This window comes from Pseudomonas sp. KB_15 (assembly GCF_052114525.1).
GTDB lineage: Bacteria > Pseudomonadota > Gammaproteobacteria > Pseudomonadales > Pseudomonadaceae > Aquipseudomonas.
In genome coordinates, this window is record NZ_JBFREX010000001.1 from 418,819 (window position 1) to 439,422 (window position 20,604).

The 20,604-nt window shown below is 59.9% G+C and carries 20 protein-coding genes and 1 pseudogene; 11 read left to right on the forward strand and 10 right to left on the reverse strand.

From position 1 onward, the window contains the following. Positions 1–13 precede the first annotated feature (13 nt). From norR to AB4Z35_RS01860, 5 genes are all read left to right on the forward strand, one after another. Positions 14–1,564 (forward strand): nitric oxide reductase transcriptional regulator NorR, encoded by a 1,551-nt coding sequence (gene norR / locus AB4Z35_RS01840; protein ID WP_442095825.1) that lies wholly within the window; start codon positions 14–16, stop codon positions 1,562–1,564. Positions 1,565–1,765: 201 nt separating this feature from the next. Next, positions 1,766–2,668, forward strand: a complete 903-nt coding sequence (locus AB4Z35_RS01845; RefSeq protein ID WP_442095826.1) for a chemotaxis protein CheV — start codon at positions 1,766–1,768, stop codon at positions 2,666–2,668. A gap of 27 nt (positions 2,669–2,695) precedes the next feature. Beyond that, positions 2,696–3,154 (forward strand): GNAT family N-acetyltransferase, encoded by a 459-nt coding sequence (locus AB4Z35_RS01850; protein ID WP_442095908.1) that lies wholly within the window; start codon positions 2,696–2,698, stop codon positions 3,152–3,154. A gap of 191 nt (positions 3,155–3,345) precedes the next feature. Further along, complete coding sequence (locus AB4Z35_RS01855) at positions 3,346–3,672, forward strand: hypothetical protein (protein WP_442095827.1); 327 nt, start codon at positions 3,346–3,348, stop codon at positions 3,670–3,672. An 83-nt stretch (positions 3,673–3,755) separates the two neighbouring features. Further along, positions 3,756–4,505 carry a YkgJ family cysteine cluster protein gene (locus AB4Z35_RS01860; protein ID WP_442095828.1) on the forward strand — a complete coding sequence of 250 codons (750 nt, stop codon included), beginning with the start codon at positions 3,756–3,758 and terminating at the stop codon, positions 4,503–4,505. Positions 4,506–4,558: 53 nt separating this feature from the next. Here the strand turns inward: AB4Z35_RS01860 and AB4Z35_RS01865 are convergent, their stop codons facing one another. Both AB4Z35_RS01865 and AB4Z35_RS01870 read right to left on the reverse strand, forming a co-directional pair. Further along, a complete protein-coding gene (locus AB4Z35_RS01865; RefSeq protein ID WP_442095909.1) occupies positions 4,559–5,701 on the reverse strand; it encodes a transporter substrate-binding domain-containing protein in 1,143 nt (380 codons plus the stop codon). A gap of 139 nt (positions 5,702–5,840) precedes the next feature. Further along, positions 5,841–6,098, reverse strand: a complete 258-nt coding sequence (locus AB4Z35_RS01870; protein ID WP_442095829.1) for a hypothetical protein — start codon at positions 6,096–6,098, stop codon at positions 5,841–5,843. 200 nt (positions 6,099–6,298) lie between these two features. Here AB4Z35_RS01870 and AB4Z35_RS01875 point away from each other — a divergent pair, with 200 nt between their 5' ends. Both AB4Z35_RS01875 and AB4Z35_RS01880 read left to right on the forward strand, forming a co-directional pair. Continuing rightward, complete coding sequence (locus tag AB4Z35_RS01875; RefSeq protein ID WP_442095830.1) at positions 6,299–7,273, forward strand: 2-hydroxyacid dehydrogenase; 975 nt, start codon at positions 6,299–6,301, stop codon at positions 7,271–7,273. A gap of 179 nt (positions 7,274–7,452) precedes the next feature. Beyond that, complete coding sequence (locus AB4Z35_RS01880) at positions 7,453–7,962, forward strand: DUF2165 family protein (RefSeq protein ID WP_442095831.1); 510 nt, start codon at positions 7,453–7,455, stop codon at positions 7,960–7,962. 24 nt (positions 7,963–7,986) lie between these two features. On the opposite strand, the gene AB4Z35_RS01885 is transcribed toward AB4Z35_RS01880, so the two are convergent. Next, the gene (locus AB4Z35_RS01885) at positions 7,987–8,889 is read right to left on the reverse strand and encodes a DMT family transporter (protein WP_008000673.1); all 903 of its coding nucleotides are present in this window, start codon (positions 8,887–8,889) and stop codon (positions 7,987–7,989) included. A 151-nt stretch (positions 8,890–9,040) separates the two neighbouring features. Here AB4Z35_RS01885 and AB4Z35_RS01890 point away from each other — a divergent pair, with 151 nt between their 5' ends. After that, entirely contained in the window at positions 9,041–9,916 is an 876-nt protein-coding gene (locus tag AB4Z35_RS01890) for a helix-turn-helix domain-containing protein (protein WP_442095832.1), read from the forward strand. 158 nt (positions 9,917–10,074) lie between these two features. On the opposite strand, the gene AB4Z35_RS01895 is transcribed toward AB4Z35_RS01890, so the two are convergent. The 5 genes from AB4Z35_RS01895 to AB4Z35_RS01915 all read right to left on the reverse strand — a co-directional run bounded on the left by AB4Z35_RS01895 (position 10,075) and on the right by AB4Z35_RS01915 (position 16,140). Further along, on the reverse strand, positions 10,075–12,504 hold the full coding sequence (locus AB4Z35_RS01895) for a TonB-dependent siderophore receptor (RefSeq protein WP_442095833.1): 2,430 nt from the start codon (positions 12,502–12,504) through the stop codon (positions 10,075–10,077). Between the two features lie 254 nt (positions 12,505–12,758). Next, on the reverse strand, positions 12,759–13,748 hold the full coding sequence (locus tag AB4Z35_RS01900; protein WP_442095834.1) for a FecR family protein: 990 nt from the start codon (positions 13,746–13,748) through the stop codon (positions 12,759–12,761). Further along, on the reverse strand, positions 13,745–14,317 hold the full coding sequence (locus AB4Z35_RS01905) for an RNA polymerase sigma factor (RefSeq protein WP_442095835.1): 573 nt from the start codon (positions 14,315–14,317) through the stop codon (positions 13,745–13,747). The genes AB4Z35_RS01900 and AB4Z35_RS01905 overlap by 4 nt, the downstream gene beginning before the upstream one ends. Positions 14,318–14,570: 253 nt before the next feature. Then, positions 14,571–14,978 carry an HPF/RaiA family ribosome-associated protein gene (locus tag AB4Z35_RS01910; RefSeq protein ID WP_442095836.1) on the reverse strand — a complete coding sequence of 136 codons (408 nt, stop codon included), beginning with the start codon at positions 14,976–14,978 and terminating at the stop codon, positions 14,571–14,573. A gap of 214 nt (positions 14,979–15,192) precedes the next feature. Then, complete coding sequence (locus AB4Z35_RS01915) at positions 15,193–16,140, reverse strand: LysR substrate-binding domain-containing protein (RefSeq protein ID WP_108218256.1); 948 nt, start codon at positions 16,138–16,140, stop codon at positions 15,193–15,195. Positions 16,141–16,275: 135 nt separating this feature from the next. Here AB4Z35_RS01915 and AB4Z35_RS01920 point away from each other — a divergent pair, with 135 nt between their 5' ends. Then, positions 16,276–17,652 (forward strand): L-serine ammonia-lyase, encoded by a 1,377-nt coding sequence (locus AB4Z35_RS01920; protein ID WP_442095837.1) that lies wholly within the window; start codon positions 16,276–16,278, stop codon positions 17,650–17,652. Between the two features lie 309 nt (positions 17,653–17,961). Further along, a complete protein-coding gene (locus tag AB4Z35_RS01925) occupies positions 17,962–18,279 on the forward strand; it encodes a DUF3509 domain-containing protein (protein ID WP_108229095.1) in 318 nt (105 codons plus the stop codon). Here AB4Z35_RS01925 and AB4Z35_RS01930 read toward each other — a convergent pair. Further along, entirely contained in the window at positions 18,276–18,776 is a 501-nt protein-coding gene (locus AB4Z35_RS01930) for a phosphate-starvation-inducible protein PsiE (protein ID WP_008000650.1), read from the reverse strand. The two genes, AB4Z35_RS01925 and AB4Z35_RS01930, sit on opposite strands and share 4 nt — an antisense overlap. A 275-nt stretch (positions 18,777–19,051) precedes the next feature. Between AB4Z35_RS01930 and AB4Z35_RS01935 the strand changes: the two are divergent. Next, a pseudogene (locus AB4Z35_RS01935) lies at positions 19,052–19,291 on the forward strand (YebG family protein); the annotation flags it as partial. A gap of 188 nt (positions 19,292–19,479) precedes the next feature. Here the strand turns inward: AB4Z35_RS01935 and AB4Z35_RS01940 are convergent. Continuing rightward, the gene (locus AB4Z35_RS01940) at positions 19,480–20,499 is read right to left on the reverse strand and encodes a Glu/Leu/Phe/Val dehydrogenase dimerization domain-containing protein (RefSeq protein ID WP_442095838.1); all 1,020 of its coding nucleotides are present in this window, start codon (positions 20,497–20,499) and stop codon (positions 19,480–19,482) included. Positions 20,500–20,604 lie beyond the last annotated feature (105 nt).

The window sequence follows — 20,604 nt, forward strand, 5'->3', positions numbered from 1 at the left end:
ACACGGAGTCACTATGACTGCAAAACCCCTGCTCACCGCCCTGCTGCCCCTGGTCGCCGATCTGTCCCGCGAACTGCCCGAGGGCGAGCGATATCGCCGCCTGCTGGAAGCCATGCGCGCCCTGCTCCCGTGCGATGCCGCTGCCCTGCTGCGCCTCGATGGCGAATGGCTGGTGCCGCTGGCCGTCGACGGCTTGAGTACCGACACCCTCGGTCGGCGCTTCAAGGTCAGTGAGCACCCGCGTTTCGAAGCGCTGCTCAGCAGCCCCGGTCCGACCCGTTTCGCTGTCGACTGCGACTTGCCTGATCCCTATGACGGTCTGGTCGATGGCCTGGATGATCATCTGGAAGTCCACGACTGCATGGGTTGCCCGTTGTTCATCGACGAGCGTCCATGGGGTCTGCTGACCCTCGACGCCCTCGATCCGGAGCGCTTCGAACCGATCGAACTGGATGCCCTGCAAGCCTTCGCCAGCCTCGCCGCCGCCACGGTCAACGCCGCCGAACGCATCGAGCGGTTGAACAACCGGGTCGAAGATGAACATCAACGCGCCGAAGTCTACCGCCAGGCCAGCGGCCAGCAGAATCGCGAGATGATTGGCCAGAGCAAGGCCCACAAGCGTCTGGTCGAAGAAATCAGTCTGGTGGGCGGCAGTGACCTGACCGTGTTGATCACCGGCGAAACCGGGGTCGGCAAGGAGTTGGTGGCCCAGGCCATCCATGCCGCCTCGCCCCGCGCCGACAAACCGATCATCAGCCTCAACTGCGCCGCGCTGCCCGACACCTTGGTGGAAAGCGAGTTGTTCGGTCATGTTCGCGGCGCCTTCACCGGGGCGATGAACGACCGCCGTGGCAAGTTCGAACTGGCCAATGGCGGCACGCTGTTTCTCGATGAGGTCGGCGAGTTGTCGTTGACGGTGCAGGCCAAGCTGCTGCGGGTGTTGCAGAGCGGTCAATTGCAGCGACTGGGGTCGGACAAGGAGCATCAGGTCGACGTGCGCCTGATCGCGGCAACCAACCGAGACCTCGCCGAAGAAGTGCGCAGCGGCCGTTACCGTGCCGACTTCTACCATCGCCTCAGCGTTTATCCGCTGCTGGTGCCGGCCCTGCGCGATCGCGGGCGCGATGTGCTGCTGCTCAGCGGTTACTTCCTGGAGCACAACCGCTCGCGCATGGGCCTCAACAGCCTGCGCCTGAACAGCGACGCCCAGGCCGCGCTATTGGCCTACGACTGGCCCGGCAATGTGCGCGAACTTGAGCATTTGATCGGCCGCAGCGCCTTGAAAGCCCTGGGTAATTGCAAGGAACGGCCAAAGATACTCAGCCTGAGCGCGGCTGATCTGGATCTGCCCAACGCCAGCGCTGAATCCGTCGTGGAGCAACCCGCAGTCGTCGCGACAGAATTGGTGACCGGCGATTTGCGCGAGGCCACCGAGCGTTATCAGCGTCAACTGATCGGCGCCTGCCTGGAACGGCATAACAACAACTGGGCCAGCGCGGCGCGTGAGCTAGGCCTGGATCGGGCGAACCTGGGGCGGATGGCCAAAAGGCTCGGCATGAAGTGATGGCCCCTTCGTCGGAACGCCGCCCGGAGCAAGCTCGCTCCCACAAAGGCAGCGACAATCCCTGTGGGAGCGAGCTTGCTCGCGATGGCGTCTTACTGTTCGCCGCAATAGTTAAAGCATGCTGCAAACAAGTCGATAACCCGGCATCGAAGTCATGGCGATCCCGAGATTGCCCGTCACCTTTTTCCAGAGAAGGTTCATATGTCCTCCAACAAAGCCCGCGCAGACTCACTTTCGCTTCTGCTGTTTACCTTGCGCAGCGGCAAGCTGATGGCGATCAACCTGCTCAAGGTCAGTGAAATCATTCCCTGCCCGCCGCTGACCCGGTTGCCGGAGTCACACCCCCACGTCAAAGGCATCGCCACCCTGCGCGGAGCCTCGCTGTCGGTGATCGACCTCAGCCGCGCCATTGGCGAGCGCCCGCTGGAAGATCCCAACGGCGGCTGCCTGATCGTCACCGACGTCAGCCGCTCCAAGCAGGGCCTGCACGTGCAGGCCGTGAGCAAGATCGTCCATTGCCAGACCACCGACATCCGCCCGCCACCCTTCGGCTCCGGTGGTTTGCGCGCTTACATCACCGGCGTGACTTCGGTCGATGGCACCCTGGTGCAAGTGCTGGACATCGAAAAAGTCATTCACGGCATCGCCCCGGCACAAATCGAAATGGCGCCGACCGAACTGAGCATGGAAGACGCCGAATTGCTCGGCAACGCGCGCATTCTGGTGGTCGATGACAGCCAGGTCGCCTTGCAGCAATCGGTGCACACCCTGCGTAACCTTGGCCTGCAATGCCATACGGCCCGCAGCGCCAAGGAAGCCATCGACTGCCTGCTGGACCTGCAAGGCACCGCGCAGCAGATCAACCTGATTGTCTCGGACATCGAGATGTCGGAAATGGACGGCTACGCCTTCACCCGCACCCTGCGGGAAACCCCGGATTTCGCGCATCTTTATGTACTGCTGCACACGTCGCTGGACAGTGCGATGAATGCCGAGAAAGCGCGACTGGCGGGGGCGAACGCGGTGCTGACCAAATTCTCTTCGCCTGAATTGACACAATGTCTGATCACCGCCGCCAAGGCTGTCGCCGAACAGGGTTACTGAGTGTTGACCGGAGAATTCTGCTGGCTGATGCGGCGCGACCTCTCCATCGTCCTGCCGTCTCCCGAATGGCCAGCCGGCCTGCAACTGAGTGAATACCGTCCCGAACTGGGTGCCGCCGTGCACCGGCTGATGGAGCTCGGTTATCTCGACGGCGGCGGTCGCGTCGCCGCGCTGGACATGTGGCAACGGCAGTTCGAAACCGACCCGGAATATGACCCGGCCCTGTGCTTGATTGCCCTGGATGCCGAAGAAGTGGTGGGCGTATGTCAGTGCTGGACCAGTGCCTATATCAAGAACCTGGTGGTGCATCCGCGGTTTCAAGGCCGTGGATTGGGGCGTGCCTTGTTGTTACAGGCATTCAAGGTGTTCCAGCAACGGCGTGAAGGCTTTGTGGACCTGAAGGTACTGGAAGACAACCTTCGGGCGCGGCGGCTGTATGAAAGCGTCGGGATGCGCGCAGTCCGCCGGGAGCCGGTTCCGCTCTGATGCACCGCCATCGTCGGAACGCCGCCCGGAGCAAGCTCGCTCCCACACTGGTTGCTCATTGCGCACAGATTTTTTGTCTCATGAAGATCTAATGTGGGAGCGAGCTTGCTCGCGATGAGGTCCGCATAATCGACTTAAAACCTTCAGGCATACTCACGTCTTGGCCACTCGATACCAAGGAAGCTCAAGCCATGAAGTCTGCCAGCCTCATTCTCCTCTGCCTCACCGCCCTCACCTCTCAGGCCCACGCCTCAAGCCCTGACGCCTGGGCCGCCTACGACAAAGCAGTACTCGCCAGTTGCACCAAGGCCAGCGGCCTGAAAGACGCCAAACCCGTGGGCAATGCCGCGCAGTTCGATGACCGGGTCGGCTACACCGCGTTACTGCTGCAGGGCCAGTACCCGCAAAAGCACATGAAAGGTGCGCAAGGCACCGAGTTGTGCCTCTACAACAAAAAGAGCAAAACCGCGTACGTCAGCGAATGGGACTCCATCCGCCCGGTCGGCAAGACAAACTGAGTGGCACATAACTTGCCTCGGTAGCGGCCTTTGCGGCGGCATTCTGTCGCTGCTTCATGCCCTGTGATGCGAGTGAACGCTCAATGAATACGACGTTTTCCTGCGTAGGCTGCGGCAAATGCTGCAACGACCACCATGTACCCCTGACCCTGAGCGAAACCCGGATGTGGGCAGCCGATGGCGGTCAGGTGATCGTGCTGGTGGAGGCGTTTCTGGACAACGGCCTGGGTCTGCCGGTGCAACAACGGGAACACGCCGAACGCCGTTCGGCGGCCGTGCGCAGCGGCGAATCCGAGGCGTACGTGGCCATCACCTTCGCCGCCTACAATGCTGGCCCCTGCCGGAATCTTGACGAAGACAACCTCTGCCGCATCTACGAACGCCGGCCGCTGGTGTGCCGTATCTATCCGATGGAAATCAATCCGCACATTCCCCTGAACATCACCCTGAAGGAATGTCCGCCCGAGTCGTGGGAAAAAGGACCGGATCTGATTGCAGGCGGTGAACTGGTAGACCGGGAGCTATCGGAATTGATCCAGCGTTCCCGTCAGGCCGATCGCAATGACATTCACATGAAGGATGCGATTTGCGCGTTGCTGGGGATTCGGACAACCGCGCTGAAGGGCGATGGCTTCACCGCTTATCTGCCGGACATGAACGAGTTCGCCACGATCGTCGATGAATTGACCGGGCAGGCCTTGCCGCAATGGAGCAGCGAATGGCTGTTCCATGTCTCGACTGAGGATATCGCCGGGCAGGTACTTGCGGCCGGTGCGCAAGTGGCGACGGATGCGCCGGCGAACTATGCGTTTATTTCATTGCGCACGGCCTGAACGCCGGACTCTGACGCAAACCCGATCTGCGCCAGAGCGATTCCAGCGTTATGTCAGCGGGTAGCAACCGCCATGCATTCGACTTCCACCCGCGCATTCATTACCAGTTTTTTCGCACCGAACGTTGTCCGGGCAGGCAATCGATCTGTCGGGAAGTAACGCTTGTAGACTTCGTTCATCGCACCAAAGTCCTTCATGTCCGCAAGAATGACCGTGCATTTGGCAACGTTCTCCAAAGACGAACCACTGCGTTGCAGGGCGCTGCTCAGATTTTCCATGGTTTGGACCATTTGCGGGCCGAAGCCACCCTTGACGAGTTCGTCACCGGCGCTGACGCCAATCACACCTGACAGATGGATCATCTCGCCGACCTGTACCGCATCGGCAAACGGCAGGCCTTCTCCACCTGGGAAGTACCGAGGAAAATCGGGGGCTGCTGCTGGCAAGTACCGCTGGGTAATCGCCTGATACCGGCCATCTTGCTTCAGCCGCTCAAGGGCCAGATTCAGGCTGTCGCGCAATTGAGTATCGGTTTTGCGCAAGGCCATGGCCACGCCGCTGCCCAGCATGGGGTCCTCGAGGGCCGGACCGGAAAAATCGAACGCCTGGCCTTGGGGCTGGCTGAGTAATGCGTAAGTGATTTCGATGGAGTCTTGCAGGGTGGCATCGATCCCCCCCGCAAGCAGGCTCTCGATCAATTGCTGGTTGAAATCGAAACTGCGTACCGTTACCCCGGCCGGAGACCAACGGGCCTTGGCGAACGCTTCGCGGCTGGTACCCGCGAGGACGCCGACTGTTTTTCCCTTGAGCGATTGCGCATCCGCTTGCAGATTCGCCCCTTTGCGCGCCACAAGGCGGCTGCTCAGGGGGTAGAGATCGTTGGTGAAATCAACCCGCTCTTTACGCGCCGATGTGGCGGTCATCGGCAGGATCACATCAAAGCGGCCAGCTTCAAGGGCGTGAATATTGGAGGCGTAATCCTGATCTATCCAGACACAGCGGGTGTTGAGTTCGGCGCAGAGCGCATGACCCAACTCAACGTTCAATCCCACCAACTCACCCTTGTCGTCACGGCTTTCAAACGGTGGAACAATGGCTTCGATACCGAAACGAATCTGTGGCTCTGGTGCGGACGACACGCAACCAGCGGTCATGACCAGTAGCGACAGTAACGAAAAAGATTTCACCAGAGACATATTGACGGCCTTCATCAGGAATTCATGAGCCTGGAATGCTCAACGAATGGCCATTGCATTTCCCAGCAGCGCAATCGCCAACTCTTGTGGGAAATATCTTGATGAATGAGAGAAAAAAACCGCCAGCAATCTCGGAGGGTCAGCGCTTGCCCATCGAACGACGAGTCCCCGGCGGCGCCATGCCTGGGGTTTTGGTGTGGCCGTTCTTGGCGCCATTCTTGTACCACGGCTGGCTGGAGCCCTTGGCCGACGCCAGTTCGCCCGGCTTGAACGGGAACTTGAAAGCCGGAATCTCGGCTTTGGTTTCGCCTTCGGCACTGGACTCGAGACTGTCTGGCAGTGCGGCCGGCTCGTCGCGCATGGCGTCGGCGACTGGCGGTTGTTTCGGGGAAGTCATGAAAGCTCCGGGTGATGCGTAATGTGTCGGGCCCGGTCAGCGAGCCGCGAAAGGCCGCCAGTATAGCGGATTAGCAGCAGCGAGCTTCAAGCGGCAAGCTTCAAGTCAAAAGCAGTGGGGATGGCTTTTGGACTTGCGGCTTGCCGGTTGAAACTTGTAGCTTGCTAAGCATTCCTCACCGCCCGACGAGCCCGCCTCTCATGAAAAAGACTGTCCTGGCTTTCAGCCGCGTCACCCCGGCAATGGTCGAACGCCTGCAACAGGATTTCGATGTCATCGTGCCGAATCCGAAAAACGGCGACATCAACGCCCAGTTCAACGAAGCCCTGCCCCACGCCCACGGCCTGATCGGAGTCGGCCGCAAACTCGGCCGCGCCCAATTGGAAAACGCTGCCAGGCTGGAAGTGGTGTCCAGCGTCTCGGTGGGCTACGACAACTATGACCTCGCCTACTTCAACGAACGCGGGATCATGCTGACCAACACGCCGGATGTGCTCACCGAAAGCACCGCCGACCTGGCGTTTGCGCTGTTGATGAGCAGCGCGCGCCGCGTTGCCGAACTGGATGCCTGGACCAAGGCCGGACAATGGCAAGCGACCGTCGGTGCGCCGTTGTTCGGTTGCGATGTCCACGGCAAGACCCTGGGCATCGTCGGCATGGGCAACATCGGTGCCGCCATCGCCCGCCGTGGTCACCTGGGGTTCAACATGCCGGTTATCTACAGCGGTAACAGCCGCAAGACTGCGTTGGAACAGGAGCTCGGTGCGCAGCTCCGTAGCCTGGATGAATTGCTGGCCGAAGCCGACTTCGTCTGTCTGGTGGTGCCGCTCAGCGAAAAAACCAGGCACCTGATCAGTCATCGCGAACTGGCGCTGATGAAGCCAAGCGCCATCCTGGTGAACATTGCTCGCGGTCCGGTGGTGGATGAACCGGCGCTGATCGAAGCACTGCAAAACAACCGCATTCGCGGTGCCGGGCTGGACGTGTACGAAAAGGAGCCGCTGGCCGAGTCGCCACTGTTCCAGCTGAAAAACGCCGTGACCTTGCCGCACATCGGCTCGGCCACCCATGAGACCCGCGATGCCATGGCCAACCGTGCCCTGACCAACTTGCGCAGTGCCCTGTTGGGCGAACGACCGCAGGACCTGGTCAACCCGCAAGTCTGGAAGGGTTAAAAAAACGGGCAGGTGCCAAAAGCGCCTGCCCGTTCAATACAAAAAAGTCACTCTCAGCTTATTAAACAGCTCTCTGAATACACACCCTGCAATTCAGTCAACAACCAAATAACAAAACCACTCGATAGACTCTCCTTCCTACCCCAGACACTAAGGGAACAGCAACGGAGATCACCAGCTTGAGCCAACTCACAACAAGTCGAGTCATTCGATTCAGCAAAGCCACACTGATGTTATTTGTCAGCCTCTTTGGATTGCTGATGCTATACAACAACTTCACGGACTACTCGACCAGCTATGAATACATCAGCCACATCCTGAGCATGGACACCACCAATGGTCGCAAAAAATACAGCTACAGGGCTATTACTTCCGCCATGCTGCATCACCGTATTTACTGGCTGATCATTACACTTGAAGTGGTTTACACCATATGCTGTCTACTCGGAACCTATTACCTTTACAAAAATATCAACACCAGCCCCGAACAATTTCACGAAGCCAAGAAACCTGCACTTATAGGATTACTGATCGCCCTGTTTCTTTATTACGTTGGTTTTCAAGTGATCGGCATCGAGTGGTTCAACATGGACGAGTCGAAAACCTGGAATTACAAGGACAGGTCTCAACATATTATTGATTTCATCTTTCCGCTATTGATATACATCGCAATAAAAATCGAGCGCTGAGTCACTCAGCACTCGACGCCCCCCTCAGGCCAGCTTGCCGTTGCCCAGCACCTGCGGCACTTTGGGTTTGCGAAACACCAGTACGTTCCCCGACATCACCAACACCAGCCCCAACAGTGCCGGCATCGTCCACTGATAACCCTCGGCGAACGCCGATACGTTGAGCGCCACCACCGGAAACAGCACTGTGCAATACGCCGCCCGCTCAGGCCCCATGCGGCCGACCAGGGTCAGGTAGGCGGTGAAACCGATCACCGATCCCGGAATCACCAGGTACAGCAGCGACCCGATGTAACGCGCGCTCATTTCCATCTCGAAGGGAATGCCTTTGACCAGACACCACACCGAGAGCATCGCCGCACCGTAAGCCATGCCCCAGGCATTGGTGGTCAGCGGCTTGAGGCCGGCCTTCTGTTGCAGGCTTGAGAGCATGTTGCCCGCCGAGAAGCACAAGGTGCCGCACAGGGCCAGACCGAGACCGAGCAAGGTTTCCGGGCTGGCGGTATGCCCGGCCAGTTCCGGCCAGAACAGCAGGCCCAGCCCAAGCAGGCCCAGCGCACCGCCCATCAACACATTGCGGGCGATTTTCTGACCGAAGAACACCCGCGCATTGAGGGCATTCCACAGGGTGGCAGTGGAAAACACCACGGCTACCAGACCGCTGGGGATCCACTGGCTCGCGGTGAGGAAGCACATGAAGTTGACGCAGAACAGACACAAACCTTGAGCCAGGCAGATCAAGTGCCCGCGACGGTTCATCACTTGCAGGCGTCGGCTGAGCAGCAGGATCACGAACAGCACCAGCGCGGCGAGGCCGAAGCGGTAGACGATCGACACGGGAATGGCCACCACGCCCAGTTGCCATTTCAAGGCTATCCAGGTGGTGCCCCAGATCAGCACGGTCAGCAGGTACAAAGAAAGGTTCATGACTAAGGCTCCTCGATAGGTGCCCAGTGTCCGGCGCCACGCCTGGACGCACTTGCATAAACTTGCGCTTTTGTCTGGCGACAGGCTGGCATACGCACGTCTACGGAGTAGGATGCAGGGCGTTGGATGCAGGTGTTAGAGAGCAACAATCATGGCTGTACTGGATACCCTACAAGTCTTTCAAGCCCTCAACCGCTCGCCGAATGCTCGCCTCGAGCACAGTGCCGAGCTCGGTGACGGCTTGTCCGCAGCCTTGTGGAGCAATCACCACGACGCCCAGGAATACGAAGCGCCCAGCCACCACACGTTGTCCTGTTACATAGCCGGCGGCACCGGCACCTTCCGTCGCGATCAGCCCGGCAACAAGGGCGGCCCGGACAAACTGTGCATCCTGCCGGCCGACCACCAGTCAGGCTGGGTGATCAACGGCAGCATTCGCCTGGCACACCTGTATTTCAGCCCCGAACAATTTGCCCTCGGCTGCGTCACCCTGCTCGATCGCGAACCACGGGAAATGCAGCTGCGCGAGCAAACCTTTCTCGATGACCCCCAGCAGGCGCTGCGCTTTCGGCAGTTGATCACCTTGAACTGGGACGAACCGGGCGAGCGCCTGCTCACCAGCAGCCTGGCCCACGAACTGCTCAGCCATGCCCTGCTCAGCCAGGTCAACGCCCGGCAAGGCCTGCGCCTTAAAGGTGGATTGGCCGCACATCAGCGTCGGCATCTGGTGGAATTCATCGACAGCCATCTGGACGAGGCCGTCAGCCTCGGTCAGCTGTCGGCGTTGTGCGCGTTGTCGGAATACCACTTCGCGCGGATGTTCCGCGAAAGCTTCGGCTTGCCGCCCCACCAGTACGTGCTGGCGCGACGCCTGAACCGGGCGCGGGAGTTGCTGCGCACGACCTCGCAGCCATTGGGGGAAATTGCACTGGCTTGCGGCTTTTCCAGTGCCAGCCACTTTACCAACCGATTTCGCCAGGCCCTGGGGGGAACGCCTGGCGAGTATCGCCAGGCGTTTTTGCGCTAGTCCCGAGCTTTTTCGGCGCCTTTCAGGCCGCCATCGCGAGCAAGCTCGCTCCCACAAGGTTTGGCGGTGCTCAGCTGTTTTGTGATCACCCTTTTCCCCTGTGGGAGCGAGCTTGCTCCGGGCGGCGTTCCGACGATGAACGATGACGCGGTCTGTCGTCAAAACTCCAGAGTGCTGGACAGCGAAATCTGCCGCGAATCGCCCATCGACACAAAGAACCGGCTCGCCGCCGAGGTGTAGTAAGTGCGGTCGAACAGGTTCTTCACGTTGAGCTGGAACTTGACCTTCTGCCCTTCGACCCTGGTGTCGTAGGTGGCGAACGCATCGGCCACGGTGTAGCCCGGCAGGTCGAAATCGTTCACCGCGTTGCCCGCCCGCTCTCCCACATAACGCGCGCCGGCGCCGACCCGCAGCTGATCACCGCCAATAACGGTGCCGAAGTCATAAACGGCCGACAACGAGCCGCTGTTCTTCGCCACGTTTTGCAGTTGATTGCCTTTGTAAACCGGGTCTTCGGTGACTTCGGCATCGGTATAGGCGTAGCTGCCGATCATGCTCCAGCGGTCGCTGAGCTGACCGCTCAAGTCCACTTCCAGGCCACGGGAACGCACTTCGCCGGCGGCACTGTAAATCGTGGTCGGGCCTTCGGCGTTGGCCACTAGCACGTTGCGTTTCTTGATGTCGAACAGCGCGATGTTACCGGTGACGCGACCCGGCAGATCAAGCTTGGCACCCAGCTCCCAGGACTTGGCTTCTTCCGGCGCGATGCCGCCGTCAAGCACGGTGCTGCTGCCGCTCAACGGCGCGATGGTAGAGTTGGGTTTGAACGACTCGGTGTAGCTGCCGTAGAACGACAAGGCATCGGTGTATTTGTAAACCAGGCCCGCACGCGGCACCCATTTCTGCCCATTGCTGTCGGTGTTGGCGTGGAACGGCACGCCTTTGCCGGCGTACTGGTCGTACGCCTGGAAGCGCGCGCCGGCCACCAGAATCCACTGTTCGGTGAGGTGGACGGAGTCTTGCAGGAACACCGAATCGCTGCGCAGTTCATCGGTCTGCGCGCTGTCGGGCGCACTGACGGTGGTGCCTGCCACTTCCCGACCATAGACCGGATTGACGTAACTGAACGTGGTCAGGCTTTTCTGGCGGATCAGGTCTTCGCGGAAGATCTTGCGGTATTCGTCGTCGATGCCGAACAGCAGGTCGTGCTGCATGCCGAGCACGTTCACATTGCCTTCAAGGCTGGCGGTGGTGAAACGGTCGGTGCTGATCGCATTCCGGGTACCGTCCATGCTGCGGGTCAGGGTGCCCTTTTGGGTGTCGATGGCAGTCACGCGCACCTGGCTGGCATCGTAGGTTTCGCGGTTCCAGCTGTAGCCGAAATGGGCTTTCCAGTTGTCGTTGAGTTCGTGATCGGCTTCGAAGTGATAGAGGTCAGAACGCCCTTCCATATTGTTGAACGGCTCGTCGAGGCGCTCGTTGCGCGAGATATCCAGCGGATGGTTGGTCCGTGGATCGATCAGCGTGCCGCGGTCGAACGGCGTGAGGAATTCGCGGTGCTCATAGGCGAACAGCAGCTTGGTGCTTTCGCCGTACCAGGCCAGAGATGGCGCGATCAGGCTCTCGCGATGCACGCCGAAATTGCGCCAGTAATCTTCGTCTTCGTGATCCAGCACCATGCGATAGGCCAGCCCGGAATCGCCGAGGGCGCCGGTGCTGTCGAGACCGCCGCCGCTGCCATTCTTGCCGTCGCCATAGGTCGAGCCGCGCAAGGTCAAGGCGTTGTACTGCTCAAGCTCGGGCTTCTTGCTGACCATGTTGACCACGCCGCCCGGATCCTGAATGCCGTAGAGCAACGAGGCCGGCCCCTTGAGCACTTCAACCCGGTCGACGCTGGCGTTGAGGCCACGGCCCTGCACGATCGGCATGCCGTCGCGCATGATCGAGCCGTTACGGTTGTCGCCGAAGCCGCGAACCATCACCGAGTCCTGGGTGCTGCCCAGAGTGTTGGCCTGGGTGATGCCGCTGACATTGGCCAGGGCGTCATCAAGATTGCGCGGTGCCTGGTCGCGGATGACCTGGGCCGGGACGACATTGATGGTCTGCGGGATGTCCTGAATCAGGGCCGAAGAGCGCATCACCGAAGAGGTGGGTGGCGGCTGGTAGCTCATGGAGTCATCCATCACCGAGGTGATGGTGGTCGCGCCCAGGTTCAACGCACCTTCAGTCGGCCGTGGTTCCAGGGCAATGGTGTGGCCGTCGGTGCGACGGAAGGTCAAACCCGAACCGGTGAGCAGACGTTGCAGGGCCTGTTCGGCGCTCATCTGGCCATTGATGGCCGGCGCATTGAGGCCGTACGGCGCTTCATCGGTGTAGACGACGCTGATGCCGGTCACCCGGCTGAAATCACTCAGGGCCTGGGGCAGAGGTTTGGCAGCCAGCGAAAAACTGAACTGCTCACGCGACTGACTGCCGCCTGTCTCAGCGGCCAGCGCCGCGCTCAGCGGCAACAACGCCAATACCGAAAAGCTCAACGCAGACACACTCAACCATTGTTTGACCGAACCCGATTTTGCCCTGGACTTCATTGCTCATGACCTGTGTAGAACCGCTACTGATGCGAATGACTCGCAGTTTCAGTCACTACACGGATGGCAATCGGGTTTACCTCATCACATTTTGAAAATATTTTTATTCAGGGTGATGTGGTGTTTGAACTGGCCCCATCGCGAGCAAGCTCGCTCCCACAAGGATCTATGTTGCCCCCAATTTGGTGACCGACTCAAAACCTGTGGGAGCGGCGGTGCGACGATTCGACTTGCCCGCGAAGAGGCCAGCAGCTTCAACGCAAAATAATCAGATGCCCCAACACCTGATGCTGCTCAAACCCCATCACTCCCTGCAACGAACTCAACACCGCCTGCGGGTTCTTGCTCGGGAAGCTGCCACTGACCCGGCGTGCCGCCAGTTCATCGTCGAGCAACACGATCCGCCCGGGGTAATAGCGCGCCAAATCCTGTACCACGTCGGCCAACGTCGCCTTGTAGTAATTGAGCCAGCCCTGGCGCCAGGCCAAATGCGCTTCGCTGTCCACCGAGTGGAGTTTTTCCATCGAGCCTTCGCCGTAGGCCACTTGCTGGCCGGCGGTGAGAATTTGCTGTTCGGCGTTCTTGTCCGCCGACACGCCAACCCGCCCCGACAACACCGTGACCTGCGCGCCATGGGGCTGCAAACGGACTTCGAACTGCGTGCCCAGGACCCGCGCCTGCCCTTTCCCGGCGTCCACCACAAACGGTTCACCGGTGTGGGTGACGCTGAAAAACCCGGCGCCGCGGCGCAACTGCACATGGCGCTCACCACGGCTGAAGTCCACCGCGATGGCACTGTCGGCATCCAGGGTGATTTGCGATTGATCGGCCAGGGTCACGGTGCGAATTTCCCCTGGCGCCGAGACGTAATCGGCCCCCAGGTCATCGATCCAGCGCATCGGCTGCCAACCCGTGCCGAGGCTGATCATCAGCAGCAGGCAAGCGGCCATGGCCAAGGCACCGGACCAGCGCCCGACGGTGCTGCGCCGCGAGCGATTCATCGCATTGAGGTACCCCTGCAAGGCAAAGGCGTCTTCTTGGGCGAGGGTGCGCGCCGGCACTTCGCTCAACTCCCACAGCACAAGCGCCTGGGCATACGCCTCGGCATGGGCGGGGTCGGCCTGCAACCATTGGCTGAACGTAGCCTGGTCACCGCTGTCTGGCTGGTCATGCAACAGGCTCAACCAGGCCAGCGCGGCCTGCTCCTGCGCGGGCGTCGGAATGACGCGTTCGAAGTGGTTCACGGTGCTTTCCCTGGCATACGCGTTTCGGGTTCCCGAAGGCTGGCCTTGCAGGCTTCGAGGGCGCGCATCATATGTTTTTCCACGGCACTTTGGGACAAACCCATGGCCCTGGCGATCTCGGCGTACTTATGGCCATGAATGCGATTGAGCAAAAAGATCTGCCGCGTACGCTCCGGCAAGGCGCGCAAGGCCGCTTCGACATGACGCAAATCGTTGCCCGCCTCCAGTGCCGCTTGCGGTCCGCTGCCATGGCTGTCCAGCGGCTCGACCATCAAGCCTTCGCTGGCCCGGACTCGCGTGCCTTCACTGCGCAAATGGTCGATGGCGATGTTGCCGGCGCAGCGCAGCAGGTAAGTACTGAGTTCCTCGACCTGCACCAGCGGCCGCCGCCAGAAACGCAGGAACAAATCCTGTACCAGGTCAGCCGCCGTCGCCCGGCAACCGACGCGACGATTCACCAACGCCTCCATTTGCGAGCGCTGGGAAAGAAAGACCTGGAGAAAATGCGCACGGTCGCCGCGCTGTTCGTCGTGCTCGATATCGCGGGGGTCGGGTGGGAGAGTGATCATCGTTCATGTTTCGACCTGAAAACCGGTGAGGCCACGACAGCGTCAGGGGGCCGGTAAGGTCGCAATATTAATGATAAATATTCTCATATGCAAAAGGATCGGGGGCAGCCCTCTATTACGCCCGTTGGTTGCACCGCAAAGCTGGCTGTCCCCGCAGCCATGCCAATGGCCATGGAATCCAAAAGCCACCGAAACGAAAACGGGCCTGCAATGCAGGCCCGTTTTCATGGGAAGGTAAAAAGTGAATCAGGTGTCAGCCGTTAAGCGCCGCCTGTTCGTTTTCCAGAAACTCTTCTTCCAGCAGCTGGTCGGCATGGGCGCCACTCTCGATGGGCACCACATTGGCTCGTTTGCCGCGTAGTTTTCCGAACATATGCTCCAGCGCATGTTCAAGTTTGGTGGCCGCTCCGTCGATCGCCTGCTCCATGGTGGAGGCTTTATGGGCGACGGAAATCGGTTGATGGCCTTTTGGCCGCGCCTCCAGTTGGCAGCGCATGTCGTGGGGACCCGGCTTGTCGCCGTTCTCGTCCCGCAGGTGAACCTCGACTCGTGTCAGGTCCTCTTCGTAGCGTTCGAGCGTGCTCTCAATGGTCGTACGTACCCACTCCTCCAGTCGTTTACTGCCTTGAATATGGTTATCGCTATTGACTTGGATTTGCATAGTTCATCCCTTATTTCAGCTAGCTCGCGAGAGGCCGGTCAGCTAAGCCCTTGGGCGTCATCACCGTGACCTCTTGGTTACAAGATCGGTCTGTACGCTGAACAATTCAACCCCCAAAAAAAGATAAATTTTCAATCGCAAAAAAAGCCGGACAACCGGTAAAAGCGCTGTTAAGGTCGGGAGTTGGGTCGCCCTGCTCTTACGTAATATTTGCTCACATTTGCCGCTCCCCCAACGGGTGCAAGCTGCGAAAAATCCCCGCTTCTTCCACCAGCCAGTCATGCACCGCACGCACGCCGGGATGGCTCAGCGCACCCGGTGCATAGAGCAGCATGTAGCGTTTGTGGTTAGGCACCGCCAGACCAAAAGGCACGATCAACGCCCCACGCTCCAGCTCATCGTTGAGCAGCGTTCGTCGGGCAATCGCCACCCCCATCCCGGCGATGGCCGCTTCGATCGTCAGGTGATTGCGATTAAAGGTATGACCGCGTCGCACATCCGCCCCCTCGAAGCCGATGGCATTGAGATAAAACTCCCATTCCGCGTACTCGTAGCTGCCACGCCAGGCGGTGATGTCGTGCAGCAAGGGAAAGTGCATCAGGTCTGCCGGACCGTGCAGCGGCGGACGACCACGCAACAGGCTCGGCGCGCACACCGGAAAAATCTGTTCATCGAGCAAGGCTGTGGATAACAGACCCGGGTAGCTGCCGTCATTCAGATCGATCGCCAGGTCGAAGTCGCCTTCATGCAAGGGCACGCTGCTGTCCTCGGCCACCAGGCGCAACTGAATGTCCGGAAAACGCTGCTGCAAACGCGGCAGGCGCGGCGTCAGCCATTTGCTCAGGAATGACGGAATCGAACGCACCCGCAGAATCCCGCTGATCATGCCTGCATCCAGTCGCCGCAATTCGGCGTCGATGCTGCCAAAAGCCTCGTTGACGGTAACGGCCAGGCGCTGGCCCTCAGCGCTCAGTTCCACTCCGCGGGCGCGGCGGTGAAACAGGCGAAAGCCCAGGCGTTCTTCCAACTGGCGGATCTGCTGGCTGACGGCTCCCGGTGTGATGTGCAGTTCTTCGGCGCATCGGGTGAACGACAGGTGCCGCGCGGCACAGGCAAACACGTTCAGCCAGACATACGTCTGGGCGTGTAATTGACGACTCATCGTTTAGTCCTGCTAAAGGATGTCTTAGGAATTTTCGTTGGTCACGCAGGATCGTGGCAGGCAGTATCTCCCAAATTGCGCTTGTCCTACAGAAATGGCAGCGATTTCCCTTCCATTGCATGTACAGGCTTTAGCATGGCTATCAGTGTTTTCGATCTCTTCAAAGTCGGCATCGGCCCGTCCAGCTCCCATACCGTCGGTCCGATGCGCGCCGCCGCGACCTTTGCCCGGCAGTTGGTCGAACAGGGTTTTCTGGCTGACGTGCGACGAGTGGAGATTCGCCTTTACGGTTCTCTGTCGGCGACCGGCGTCGGCCACGCAACGGACCGTGCCTGCGTCATGGGTCTGATGGGCGAATGGCCCGACAGCATCGACCCAACTTCCATTGACAGCCGAATCAACACCCTGCGCGAAACCGGTCAGTTGCCTCTGGCAGGCATTGCGGACATTGCCTTCGACTGGCAACGCGATCTCCTGCTGCTCAACGAGAGTCTGCCCTACCACCCCAATGCCATGTCCCTGACAGCCTTCGGTGAAACCGGCGAACTGTTCGAGCAAACCTATTACTCGGTGGGCGGCGGTTTCATCATCGAAGCGGCCGAAGCCGAATCCGGAATCGCACCGACCGGCGATATGGTGCTGCCTTACGACTTTTCCAGTGCCGCCGAACTGCTCAAACTCTGCAACGAGCACGGGCTGCGGGTGAGCGAACTGATGATGGCCAACGAACGGGCATGGCGCACTGACGCGCAGATCCGCCAGGGCCTGTTGCATATCTGGTCGGTGATGCGCGAATGCGTCGAGCAGGGCTTGCGCCACGAAGGCATTCTGCCCGGCGGTCTGAATGTTCCGCGTCGAGCGGCGAAACTGCATCGCAGCCTGCAGGAAATCGGCAAGCCGAATGTCATCACGTCCACGTTGTCAGCGATGGAATGGGTCAACCTGTACGCCCTTGCCGTGAACGAAGAAAACGCGGCCGGCGGGCGCATGGTCACGGCGCCGACCAACGGCGCGGCGGGGATCATTCCGGCGGTACTGCACTACTACATGAAATTCAATGCCGACGCGTCTGACGACGATGTGGTCGCGTTCTTCCTGGGCGCAGCTGCCGTCGGCATCCTGTGCAAGAAAAACGCTTCGATCTCCGGAGCCGAAGTCGGCTGCCAGGGCGAAGTCGGCTCCGCCTGCGCCATGGCCGCCGCGGGCCTGGCAGAGGTGCTTGGCGCCACCCCGGAACAGCTGGAAAACGCTGCCGAAATCGGCCTGGAACACAACCTCGGCCTCACCTGCGACCCGGTTGGCGGACTGGTGCAAGTGCCGTGTATCGAGCGCAATGCGATCGCAGCGGTGAAGGCCATCAACGCCACGCAAATGGCCCTGCGCGGCGACGGCAAACACTTCATTTCCCTGGACCGGGTGATCCGCACCATGCGCGACACCGGGGCCGACATGCACGACAAGTACAAAGAGACGTCGCGGGGCGGACTGGCGGTGAACTGGGTGGAATGTTGATCGCTTTGGAGGCACGTCGAGGTTTATTGCCCTGAAACGTGCAGAAAACACGGCCCCTGCAGGAGCGAGCTTGCTCGCGAAAAACCTTCAGGCGCCGCAAACCATCTGGTTTGACGCGTTAACATTCACGATCATCGCGAGCAGGCTCGCTCCTACAGAGCGTGTTTTTTGTCCAACAATTTTGTCGGCATGCCCCTTGCTACATCCTGATTGGAACAATGATGGCGAGATGGCCGGTGGTCTGACATTGCGAACCAACCCGATCACGGCCGGTCAACAACTGCACGTTCAATCAGGCGGTGACGCATCATGGACAACCCTTTCCAGCTCATTACCGATGCCTTTGCAGCGGATTATCAGATCAACCTGAGCATTCAGGGACTGGACGGCAGCATCATGCTGACCCTCTCCAACAGTGGCCGCGTGGTGGCCAAACGCATGATCAGCGCCGAACAACGCAATGACCCCCAACGCCTCAAGCGTCTGGTTCAAAGCATTCAATTCGGCATTGCCATCGAACAAGGCCACAGTGCCGTGGCCATCCTCGAATCCATGACCGATGACGGCACCCGCAGTCTGCCGCCACCACCCGCCAAAGGCCGGCCCCGACCCGCCATGGGGCTTTAAAGCTCGCCCTTTTCTACTTCCGGATGTTCACTGGAGCCCGCACCTGTTTTGCGGTGTGGGTTCTCAATCTTCACCGAAGGAAATTGCGACGAAGCGTAACGCACCACCAGAATCGCAAACGCCAGCAGCAGAATCCCGCCGCACAGGTAAATAATTCCCAGGTCCGGCGGGTTGTGGTGCGAAACGTTGGAAATCAGCAGCCGCGTCAGCGCGGTGATCGCCACGTAGATCAGGAAGCGCACGGGCATGTGGTTGGTCTTGAAGTAAATCCCGACCATCGCCCCCAGTTCCAGGTAGATGAACAGCAGCAAGATGTCATCGATCTTGATGTGTCCCTCTTCGATCATTCCGAGAAACTCCATCACCGCCGCCCACGCGGTCACCGCACCAATGGCAAACAGCGCCAGGTAGTGAAAGGTTTCAACGAACAGATTGCCCAGGGACTCGGCCAGCTCATGGACGTTCTGCCGCAATTTTTCGGCCCAGTTGATTTTCACGATGCTGCTTCCTTAGGTCGGTTCGAACGGATGATGCGGGTTGGACGTGAAGGTTTTTCTGCATGCAGAAAAAAGGCCAGCCATGATGGCGAGACGCTCTGGATTGCGCGCCGTGGCGTTTGGTCGCACCTGCTCCGCGCCTCACCTGACAAATGTCGAAACCGGTCTACATTAAAAAGCCACTACCCAAAAGGCAGGGATTCGCTTATCCTTTCGCTGTATATAGATACAGTAGTCGAAACCGACAACCAATGTGAAGGCATGTGAGGTGGTGAATGGCCGTCGAAGTGGTATACCGCAGCAGCCGAGATCTGGAGCGCTTGTTCATGGATAAAGCCGAAGCTGACCGTCATGACAAAATGCTCGAACTGGCCGAATTGCTGGCTGAAGTGTTGCAGAAAGCCGTTCCGTCGCTGACCGAGCAGCAAGTGGAAGAAGCCGGGATCTACATGGCGAAGAATCGCGATGTGTTCGCCAAAGCGTTCAAGAGCCAGCCGGACGCCCTGTCCGAACTGCTCAGCGCACCGGTTGAAGTCGCAGAACCGGTTGCAGCGGTCGAGGTCGTTGAAGCCGCTGAGCCGATCACCCCGGCCAAGCCTGCCAAGGTCCCCAAAGCCGCCAAGTAAGCAAAGCCCAAATTGAACAGGCCCTGAGTCGAATGGCTCAGGGCCTTTTTCATGCCTGTGGAAAACTCATGCCTGATTCACCGGTACAACACTTTCTCCGCCAACTCGTCGGCCACCCGTGCGGGGGAGCGTTTTTCCGCCTGGGCGTGGGCGAACACTTCGGTCAGGCGCGAGCTGATTTTCGACAGATGTGCGGTGATGGTCGGCAGTCCTTCGCCGCGGTGCTTGAGCGACACGTAAATCAGCCCACCGGCGTTGATCACGTAATCCGGTGCGTAGAGGATGCCCCGCCGCTCCAGTTGGTCGGCGACGTCCAGATGCGTCAACTGATTGTTCGCCGAACCGGCCACCGCCGAGCAGCGCAATTGCGCCACGGTATGGCTGTTGAGTACACCGCCCAGCCCGCAGGGCGCGAGGATGTCGCAAGGTGTACTGAGCAGCGCGTCGTTGGCAATCGGGTGCGCACCGAGTTGCTCCATGGCCAGTTGCACCTTGCCGTGATCGATGTCGCTGACCAGCAGTTCGGCACCGGCGGCGTGCAACTGTTCTGCCAGGGCATAACCGACATTGCCCAGGCCTTGAATGGCAACGCGCAGGCCTTCGAGGTTATCGCTGCCCAGTCGCGCCATCGCAGTGGCGCGAATGCCGGTGAACACGCCCATCGCCGCATGTGGCGCGGGATCGCCCGCCGATGTGGTGCTGGTGACGTGCTGGGTCTGCTGGGCGATGCAATCCATGTCCGCCACTGAAGTGCCGCTGTCGATGGCGGTGATGTAACGGCCTTCGAGCTGTTCGATGCAGCGTCCGAAGGCTTCAAATAGCGCCGCACGGTTTTCCACATGGGCCGGGCGCACGATCACCGCTACGCCGCCGCCCTGGGCCAGGCCGGCCAACGCTGCCTTGTAGCTCATGCCCTGGGCCAGGCGCACAGCGTCCTCGACCGCGGACTCGTCGCTGGGGTAGGCAAGGTAACGACAACCACCCAGGGCAGGTCCCAGCCGGCTGTTATGAATGGCAATGACCGCCTTCAACCCGGTGACCGAGTCAACGCTCAGATGCAGCGATTCAAGGCGAGTGCTTTGCATGAGAGCGAACATCGTAAGGCTCCCGAATCACTTCTTGTAGTCGCCAGTATAGGCTTGCGCCCAAAAAATGCAGAAGCGCACAGGAATAAGCACGGCCACCATGCTAGCTTTCGGAAA